The organism is Nocardia sp. NBC_00565, assembly GCF_036345915.1.
Lineage (GTDB): Bacteria > Actinomycetota > Actinomycetes > Mycobacteriales > Mycobacteriaceae > Nocardia.
Map to the genome: position 1 here is coordinate 5,367,101 of NZ_CP107785.1, position 8,654 is coordinate 5,375,754.

At 66.9% G+C, this 8,654-nt stretch carries 7 protein-coding genes; 3 read left to right on the top strand and 4 right to left on the bottom strand.

Features of this window, described 5'->3' with window-relative positions; genetic code table 11:
• Positions 1–17 precede the first annotated feature (17 nt).
• From OG874_RS25150 to ctaD, 4 genes are all read right to left on the bottom strand, one after another.
• Positions 18–863, bottom strand: coding sequence for an ABC transporter ATP-binding protein (locus tag OG874_RS25150; RefSeq protein ID WP_330249602.1), 846 nt, complete (start codon positions 861–863; stop codon positions 18–20).
• 355 nt (positions 864–1,218) lie between these two features.
• Entirely contained in the window at positions 1,219–2,031 is an 813-nt protein-coding gene (locus tag OG874_RS25155; RefSeq protein WP_330249603.1) for a peptidyl-tRNA hydrolase, read from the bottom strand.
• A 188-nt stretch (positions 2,032–2,219) separates the two neighbouring features.
• Positions 2,220–3,443, bottom strand: a complete 1,224-nt coding sequence (gene serB, locus OG874_RS25160; protein WP_330249604.1) for a phosphoserine phosphatase SerB — start codon at positions 3,441–3,443, stop codon at positions 2,220–2,222.
• Between the two features lie 135 nt (positions 3,444–3,578).
• A complete protein-coding gene (gene ctaD / locus OG874_RS25165; RefSeq protein ID WP_330249605.1) occupies positions 3,579–5,321 on the bottom strand; it encodes an aa3-type cytochrome oxidase subunit I in 1,743 nt (580 codons plus the stop codon).
• A 252-nt stretch (positions 5,322–5,573) separates the two neighbouring features.
• On the opposite strand from ctaD, the gene OG874_RS25170 reads away from it, so the two are divergent.
• The 3 genes from OG874_RS25170 (at position 5,574) to OG874_RS25180 (ending at position 8,483) form a co-directional block, all read left to right on the top strand.
• Entirely contained in the window at positions 5,574–6,371 is a 798-nt protein-coding gene (locus tag OG874_RS25170; RefSeq protein WP_330249606.1) for a VOC family protein, read from the top strand.
• Between the two features lie 131 nt (positions 6,372–6,502).
• Entirely contained in the window at positions 6,503–7,636 is a 1,134-nt protein-coding gene (locus OG874_RS25175) for an iron-siderophore ABC transporter substrate-binding protein (RefSeq protein WP_330249607.1), read from the top strand.
• A gap of 382 nt (positions 7,637–8,018) precedes the next feature.
• A complete protein-coding gene (locus OG874_RS25180) occupies positions 8,019–8,483 on the top strand; it encodes a hypothetical protein (RefSeq protein ID WP_330249608.1) in 465 nt (154 codons plus the stop codon).
• Positions 8,484–8,654: the final 171 nt, after the last annotated feature.

Below are 8,654 nucleotides of genomic sequence, written 5' to 3' on the forward strand. Positions count from 1 at the left end.
TTACGGCGTAATCCCCATCACTCGGTACGTCGGCGCGAGCGATGCCGACCCAATCGACGCGCGCGCCGCGCGAAGTAACGTCCGTCGACACGGTCCAGGGCGATCGACTGCCGGAACGCTTCGCTGAGGTTGTCGGCGGTGAGCACATCGGGCAGCAGCCCCTGTGCGACGACCGCACCCTCGTTCAGCAGCAGACCGTGCGTGAAGCCCGGCGGAATCTCCTCGACATGGTGGGTCACCAGCACCATCGCGGGCGAATCGGGATCAGCGGCGAGATCGCCGAGCCGTTCGACCAGTTCCTCACGCCCACCCAAATCCAGTCCCGCCGCAGGCTCGTCGAGCAGCAGCAGCTCCGGATCGGTCATCATCGCGCGGGCGATCAGCACCCGCTTGCGCTCACCCTCGGACAACGTCCCATAGGTGCGGTCGGAAAGATGTTCGGCTCCCAGGCTTTCCAGCATGTCGATGGCGCGGTCGGTATCGAGGTCGTCGTAGCGCTCGCGCCAGCGGCCGAGTACCGCGTAGCCAGCGGAGATAACCAGATCGCTGACCTTCTCGTCGCGCGGAATCCGGCTGGCCACCGCGGCCGAGGACAATCCGATGCGCGGGCGTAGCTCGCTCACATCGGTTTTGCCGATTCGCTCACCGAGCAGATGGGCAATGCCCGAGGTCGGATGTACTTCGGCGGCGGCCATGCGGAGCAGCGAGGTCTTGCCCGCGCCGTTGGGTCCGAGGACCACCCAGCGTTCGTCGAGCTCGACCTGCCAGGTGACCGGACCGACGAGGGTGTGACCCGAGCGTCGGATGGTCACGTCGGTGAAATCAATGAGCAGATCGGGATCCGGTTGCGGCACGGGCTCCATCTTGGCTCAATTGCGCTGCGTTCGTACGACCGGCCCATACCGGTCGCCACGACGGAGCCGTCCGAGTGCGCCGACGGCGGGACGGAGACTGGGCGCGGGTCGCCCCCGGCGGATTGTTCGGCGGTTCATCCGAGGAGCGGAACATCCGCGCGACGATCAAAGCCAGCGGAAGCGAACACCCGACCCAAACGGCGAGAATCACCAATAGCGTCGTCATCATCATGGCCTCCAGCGGGTGCTTTTGCGGGCGGTCCTGTTGCGTCGAACGTACCCACATCGAGTCCGGATGAATCCCCCTGAAGCCGAACTGCGAAACATCTACGAAAGTAATCGCCGATCCGGCCGCGAATGTGAATCAGTATTGTCCCGATTGCCTGGGCACCGCGATAACAGTTATCGAGCCCGGCGCGACCTCGGTGAAACCGGCGTCGCGCACCGCGACCGCCGCACCGCGAGATACTTGTTCGCACAGCGATGCCCACTGCTCCGGTCCGGATTCGCGCACCGCGCAGCGGAACTCACGCTCGGACCACAACCGGGCCTCGTCCGCCGTGAGCGCCCCGGCGAGCAGCATGCTGGCGTGACCGACCTGGGCGGCGGCCTTGCCGAGGGTCATGCCGAGCTTCGAATTCACCCACAGCACCGGCAACTCGGGGTCCGCGGGCCCGGGATCGTCGTGCTCGAGGTCGGTGCCGCCGATCTGCAGTCGCTTGATCCGCGGATCCACCGCGCCGACCGGCCCGGGCACCAACGCCCGCGCCTGCGCACCGTCCACCTCTACGGTCACCCCGTCGACCTCGTTCGCGGCCAGCCACTGCGCACCGCGCGCCCGCCGCGCCACCTTGCGGATCCGGGAGCGCTTCCAGTCCAGGAACCGCTGCGCCCACTCCCCCTCGGGCCCCACCCGCTCATCCAGGCATACCGCCACCGTGGCCGCCGCCGCGGCCTCCAGCAGCGCGCTGCGCCGCGGCGGATCGATCTTCGGGATATGCAGCACCATCTGCATGGCCTGCACCATGGCCGGATCTTCGGGATCGCCGAGGCCGCCGTAACCGCGCGCCAGTTCCGCGTGCCGAACGCGGAAACCCTCGACGCCGGTGGACAATTCGGCCGCCGCCGGATCATCGCCGTCCCGGACCCCGGCCGTACTCTCCGGGAAACTCGACATCACTCCACCTTGATCGTCAACGAAAACTGCTGTGCGGGTTCGACTCCGACCTACACGCCGCCAGCGCCACTCCGAGCACGACCTTGCGCACCGCAGCCTCCGTTCGTCCGATGATCAACTCCCAGCGAGCCTACCGACTCACCCCGGACCGCTCCGGCCCACCGACACCGCGCACGTTCCGCGGAAACTCAGCTGCCGACAAGCGGCACCCGACGGATTCCACCGTCGCGGGCGTCGGCGGCCTCCACCTCGTCCCGGGTGACGCCGAGAATGAACAACACCGCATCCAGATAGGGATGCGAAAGTGCCGCATCGGCGACCTCACGCAGCGCGGGTTTGGCATTGAAGGCGACGCCGAGCCCGGCGGCGTTGAGCATGTCGATGTCATTGGCGCCGTCGCCGACGGCCACGGTCTGCTCCATCGGCACGCCCGCCTCCGCCGCGAACTTGCGCAGCGCGGTGGCCTTGAAGGCCCGGTCGACGATCTCGCCGATCACCCTGCCGGTCAGCTTCCCGTCCTTCACCTCGAGGGTGTTGGCCTGGACGAAGTCCAACTCCAGCTCGTGCGCGAGCGGTTCGATCACCTGGCGGAATCCGCCCGACACCACACCGCAGCGGAAGCCGATCCGGCGCAGAGTCCGAATCGTGGTGCGCGCGCCCGGGGTCAGCTCGATCCGGTCGGCGACCTCCTCGATCACCGACTCGTCCAAACCCTCGAGTGTCGCGACCCGCTGCCGCAGCGATTCGGCGAAGTCGATCTCGCCGCGCATGGCCGCCTCGGTGACCTTGCGGACCTCCTCCTCCACCCCGGCGTGCGCGGCCAGCATCTCGATCACCTCGCCCTGGATCAGAGTCGAGTCGACGTCGAAGACGATGAGCCGCTTGGCCCGTCGCGCCAGACCGGCCCGCTCCACCGCGACATCCACCTGTTCGGTGACCGCGACCTCGGCCAGCGCGGTGCGCAGCCGCGAATCGGAATCGGGTCCGGTGTCGGTCGCGGTGACCAGGAGCTCCATACCGGTCACCGGATAGTCGGCGATACCGCGAATGGTGTCGATATTGGCGCCCAGTGCGGCGAGCTGACGCGAGACCGAACTGAACGCCCGCGCGGTCACCGGGGCGCCCAGGATGACCACCGCGTGGGTGGACATCGGCTGCCTGCCGATCTGTGCGTCGACTTCCACATCGACGTGCATGCCGACGGTGTTCATCGCCTCTTCGAGCTCGTCCTGCAGCGCCTCGGCATCATTCGGACAGGTGACCAGCACGCCGAGGGTGAGCCGACCGCGGATGACGACCTGCTCGACATCGAGCAGACTCACCTGGTGCCGCGACATCGCCGCGAGCAGCACGGACGTCACACCGGGCCGGTCGGGACCGGTGACGGTGACGAGGACGGTGGTGTCGGCCAACTGAGGTGCTCCATGTTTGTTGTTTGCCGTCGCTGTGCTGAACCCCATTGTCGCAACTGCCCAGCTCGGGTCTTGCCCACAAACGAGTGTGCACCCGCTGAGGATCAGCAGGTGCACACTCCGTCGTTCTGAATGCTAGCTCTTTGCCAAGGAAGTCTCGTGGACCTCCGTGGCGTGCTTATCCGAGCCCCAGCCCACGTGCGCCTCAGCCCGCATCCGCTCGACCATATGCGGATAGTGCAGCTCGAAGGCGGGACGCTCGGACCGGATCCGCGGCAGTTCGTAGAAGTTGTGCCGCGGCGGCGGGCAGGTGGTGGCCCATTCCAGTGAGTTGCCGTAACCCCACGGATCGTCCACGGTGACGACCTCACCGTATCGGTAGCTCTTGAAGACGTTCCACAGGAACGGCAGCATCGAGGCGCCCAGGATGAACGCGCCGATGGTGGAAATGGTGTTCAGCGTGGTGAATCCGTCGCTGGGCAGGTAATCGGCGTAGCGACGCGGCATACCCTCGGCACCCAGCCAGTGCTGGACGAGGAAGGTGGTGTGGAAGCCGATGAAGGTGGTCCAGAAGTGCCACTTGCCCAGGCGCTCGTCCATCATCCGGCCGGTGATCTTCGGGAACCAGAAGTAGATGCCGGCGTAGGTCGCGAACACGATGGTGCCGAAGAGCACGTAGTGGAAGTGCGCGACGACGAAGTACGAGTCGGTGACCGCGAAGTCCAGCGGCGGCGAGGCCAGGATGACACCCGACAGACCACCGAAGAGGAAGGTCACCAGGAACCCGATGGAGAACAGCATCGGCGTCTCGAAGGTCAACTGGCCGCGCCACATAGTGCCGATCCAGTTGAAGAACTTCACTCCGGTCGGGACGGCGATCAGGAAGGTCATGAACGAGAAGTACGGCAGCAGCACGGCGCCGGTGGCGTACATGTGGTGCGCCCACACCGCGATGGACAGCGCGGCGATACCCAGGGTCGCGTAGACCAGCGTGGTGTAACCGAAGATCGGCTTGCGCGAGAAGACCGGGAAGATCTCGGAGACGATGCCGAAGAACGGCAGCGCGATGATGTAGACCTCGGGGTGGCCGAAGAACCAGAACAGGTGCTGGTAGAGCAGGATGCCGCCGGTGGCCGGATCGTAGATGTGGCCGCCCAGGTGACGGTCATAGGCCAGGCCGAACAGCGCGGCGGTCAGCAGCGGGAAGGCAAGCAGCACAAGGACGCTGGTGACGGCGATATTCCAGGTGAAGATCGGCAGCCGGAACATGGTCATACCGGGGGCGCGCAGGCAGACGACGGTGGTCAGCATGTTGACGCCACCGAGGATGGTGCCCAGACCGGAGACGGCCAGGCCCAGGATCCACAGGTCGGTGCCGACGCCCGGCGAATGCAGGATGTCGGTCAGCGGCACGTACGCCGTCCAACCGAAGTCCGCCGCGCCGCCGGGGGTGATGAAGCCCGCGGTCGCCATGGTCGCGCCGAACGCGTACAGCCAGTAGCTGAAGGCGTTCAGTCGCGGGAAGGCGACGTCGGGGGCGCCGATCTGCAACGGCAGGACGATATTCGCGAAGCCGAACACGATCGCGGTCGCGTAGAACAGCAGCATGATCGTGCCGTGCATGGTGAACAGCTGGTTGAACTGTTCCGGCGACAGGAACTGCAGGCCCGGACGGGCCAGCTCACCGCGCATCAGCAGTGCCATCAGGCCACCGATGAGGAAGAACGCCATCGATGTGGTCAGGTACATGACACCGAGGACCTTGGGGTCGGTCGTGGTGACCATCTTGACGATGAACGAGCCCTTCGGCCCGGTCCGAGCCGGATACGGCCGAGTCGCTTCCAACTGAGGGACTGGCTTGGGCTCTACGGCAGTCACTGATCCTCCTGAAAGGTGCCTTTAGGTCGCTCCGCAGGCTCCGCTGCTCACATCCGCACCACTACCGGGAGCAGACGAGGAGTTCGCTTGCGCTCCTGAGATCGTAAACCGTGCTGCCGCAGCCATCCGCACGGGTCCTACTCTGTGTCGTATTTCGTTGACCGGCGATGACTTTTCCCAGCGACCGGCGTCTCTACCGGTGACAGTGTTCCACCTCTCGGACAATGTTCCACGATGGCAAGGAGACCACTCATGACCGCACCGAAGACCGGCGATCCCTGTTGGATCGACATCTACACCTCCGATCCCGATCGGGCCATCGCCTTCTACGGCCAGCTGTTCGGCTGGACCGCCGACCGCGCGGGCGAGGAGTTCGGCGGCTACATCACCTTCCGCAAGGACGGCAAGGCCGTCGCGGGCGGCATGGGCAAACTGGCCGACGGCGTCGAAGGACCCGATCAGTGGACCGTGTACCTCGCCTCCCCCGACGCCAAGGCCACCGCCGATGCGGCCGTCGCACACGGCGGCGCGGTCGTCGTAGCGCCGATGGACGTGGGCGATCTCGGCGCGATGGCCGTACTCGGTGATGTCGGCGGCGCGGGGATCGGCGTCTGGCAGGCGGGCGCCTTCGGCGGTTTCGAGACGATGGGCATCGTCTCGGGCGGCAAGTGGAGCGACCACGTGGGCAGCCCCTCCTGGTTCGAACTGCACACCCGCGACTATGCGGGTTCGCTCGCCTTCTACCACGACGTCTTCGGCTGGAGCGACACCTCCACGATCTCTGACAGCCCGGAGTTCCGCTACACCACCATCCACGCCACCACCCCGATGCTCGGTGGTGTCATGGACGCCTCCGCCTTCCTGCCCGAGGGCGTTCCGGCCGGATGGACCGTGTATTTCGGGGCGGAGGACGTCGACGTCGCGGCCGCGAAGGTAGTGGAGCTGGGCGGCACCGTGATGTCCCCGCCGATGGACACCCCTTACGGGCGCATGGCGCAGGTCGCTGATCCCACCGGCGCGCGCTTCAGCATCGGCGGTGACGCGAAGTGAGCCGCGGACCGCGCGGAATCACCTGTCCGATAGGGCGATTCCGCGCGGTCGCGACCCGCTGACCGGGCGCGACGCATACGGCCCGGTGGCCTCGCGTCCCGGCGCGGCGCGCACGCGGTACCCTCACCCGCATGCCGGTGAGCGCCCTTGTACGCACCCGAAACAGCGCCGCTAGCGACTGCTTGCAGGTCGCTCGAAAGCGCACAGACTTCCCCCGATACGGCACCGCCTGGAATCGCGCGGTCCGGCACGGGCGTACCGCGGTCGCCCTGCTCTGCGCCGCGCTGGTGGTCGCCGGCTGCAGTCGAAACGACGATGCCAGCTCGATCGTGCGCACCACGACGAATATCGCGGGCGCGGGCGTGGTCGGGCTGGAGCGCGACACCGCACATGCCTGCCCGCTGCCGAGCGCACCCGATCCGTCGAACGGCAAGACCCGCACGGTTACCCACGCCGCAGGCACCTCCGAGGTACCCGCCGATCCGCAGCGCATCGTCGTACTGTCCACCTCGGCACTGGACGCGGCCTGTGCGGTCGGCCTGTGGGAACGTGTCGTCGGCGCGGTCCCCATCGATGGACCGCGCCCGCAGCCCGTCTATCTCGGCTATGGCGTGCTGAAGATTCCCGCGGTCGGTTCCGCGGCGCAGCCCGATTTCGGGCAGATCGCCGGCCTGCATCCCGACCTGATCATCGGCGACAACTCCAGCGGCGCAGCCGGTTTCGCCGCGCTGCAAGCCATCGCGCCCACCGTGCTTGCCGATCCCGCCAGCGGCTGGCAGGCCGAATTCAGGACGCTCGCAGCGGGTCTGGGCCGAAGCAATGCCGCGGCCACCGCCCTGGAGAACTACCGCACCGAGGCGCGCGACACCGGAAATACCTTGGCCGCCAGCCAGAGCCAGGCCTCGGTGCTCCGGTTCACCGCCGACAAGGACCAGGTCCAGGGCAGCGACAGCTTCGCGGGCCAGATCCTCGCCGACGCGGGCGTACAGCGCCCCACCGCACAGCGCGGCACCTCCTTCGAGGTGACCGAACCGGATCTGATCAAGGTCGAGGGCGACATCATCTACGTGATCTTCGCCGGCGAAGCGGGCGAGGAGCGCGGCAAGAAGGTGCTGCACAGCGATGCGTGGCTGGACCTGGGCGCCGCCGCCGATAAGCGCGTCTTCGCGGTCGAGGACACCGTCTGGCACGGTGACGGCCTCACCGCGGCCCGCGCCCTGCTCGCCGACCTGCGCAACAGCCTGAACGGCTACGTCACCGACTAGCTGTATCTTTGGCCGCGCCTCCGGCGCGGCGTGTTCGCGGCCCCCGGATGTCTCGCGTCCGAGCAGTCGAGACTCGCGCCTGCGGCGCATGCGCTTCGACTGCTCGGACGCGAGACGGGCCGCGAACGGTCGCTCGTAAGACTCGCTCCGTTGTGGTCGCGTATCCCCCTTTTGCGGCGCACACCCTAGGGTCTCGTAAGACTCGCTCCGTCGCGGTCACGTATTTCCCCCCTTATACGGCGCACACCCTGGGGTAAGGATTCGTTCACCCTTCGGGGTGCTTTGACCAGCGCTTGGGTTGCTGTCGAAATCCCCTCTCGAAGACGAGATTAGAAGACGTACCGAGAGAGCACCTCAGACGAACCTTCGAGGGGACAGCACAATGAGCACACTGGTCGAATCGCCCGCCGACAACGTCATCCAGATGCAGCCGCGCCTGCGGACCGCGGCCGCGCTCGATCGGAACGCGGTCGTGGCGTCCAGCAACTCCGGAGCTCTCGCCAATGTGGAACTGGATCGCTGGGCCAATCGGCTGGCCCGCCTGCTGCTGGCCCGCGGCGCGTCCGCGAACACCCGGATCGCCATGGCCATCGAACCGCAGATCGAAGCCACTGTCGCCGCATCCGCCGTCGTGAAGCTCGGCGGCAGCCCGGCCGTGCTGGCCGATGATGAGGCCGCCGCACCTGGCGCGGCGCTCGGCATCACCACAAAGGCGCGCCGCCCCGAACTCAGCGACGCTATCGACTGGCTGATCCTGGACGACCGTTCAACACTGCAGCGCTACCTGGTCAGCTCGGACGCCCCGATCACCGATGCTGACCGCCGTCCGGCGCTGAAGTCGGCCTGACCAGGAATTCATTCCATCGCAACGGCGCGCCCGAACCTGCAAAGTTCGGGCGCGCAGTGTTGTGAATACGCCATCGGTGCGCTCGGCATCGGTCCAAAATGAACTTGCCGCGTGCTGACAGCGACCGAGAGGGAAGTCGCTGGCGGTACGGCGGCGAGTACTACCACCCCC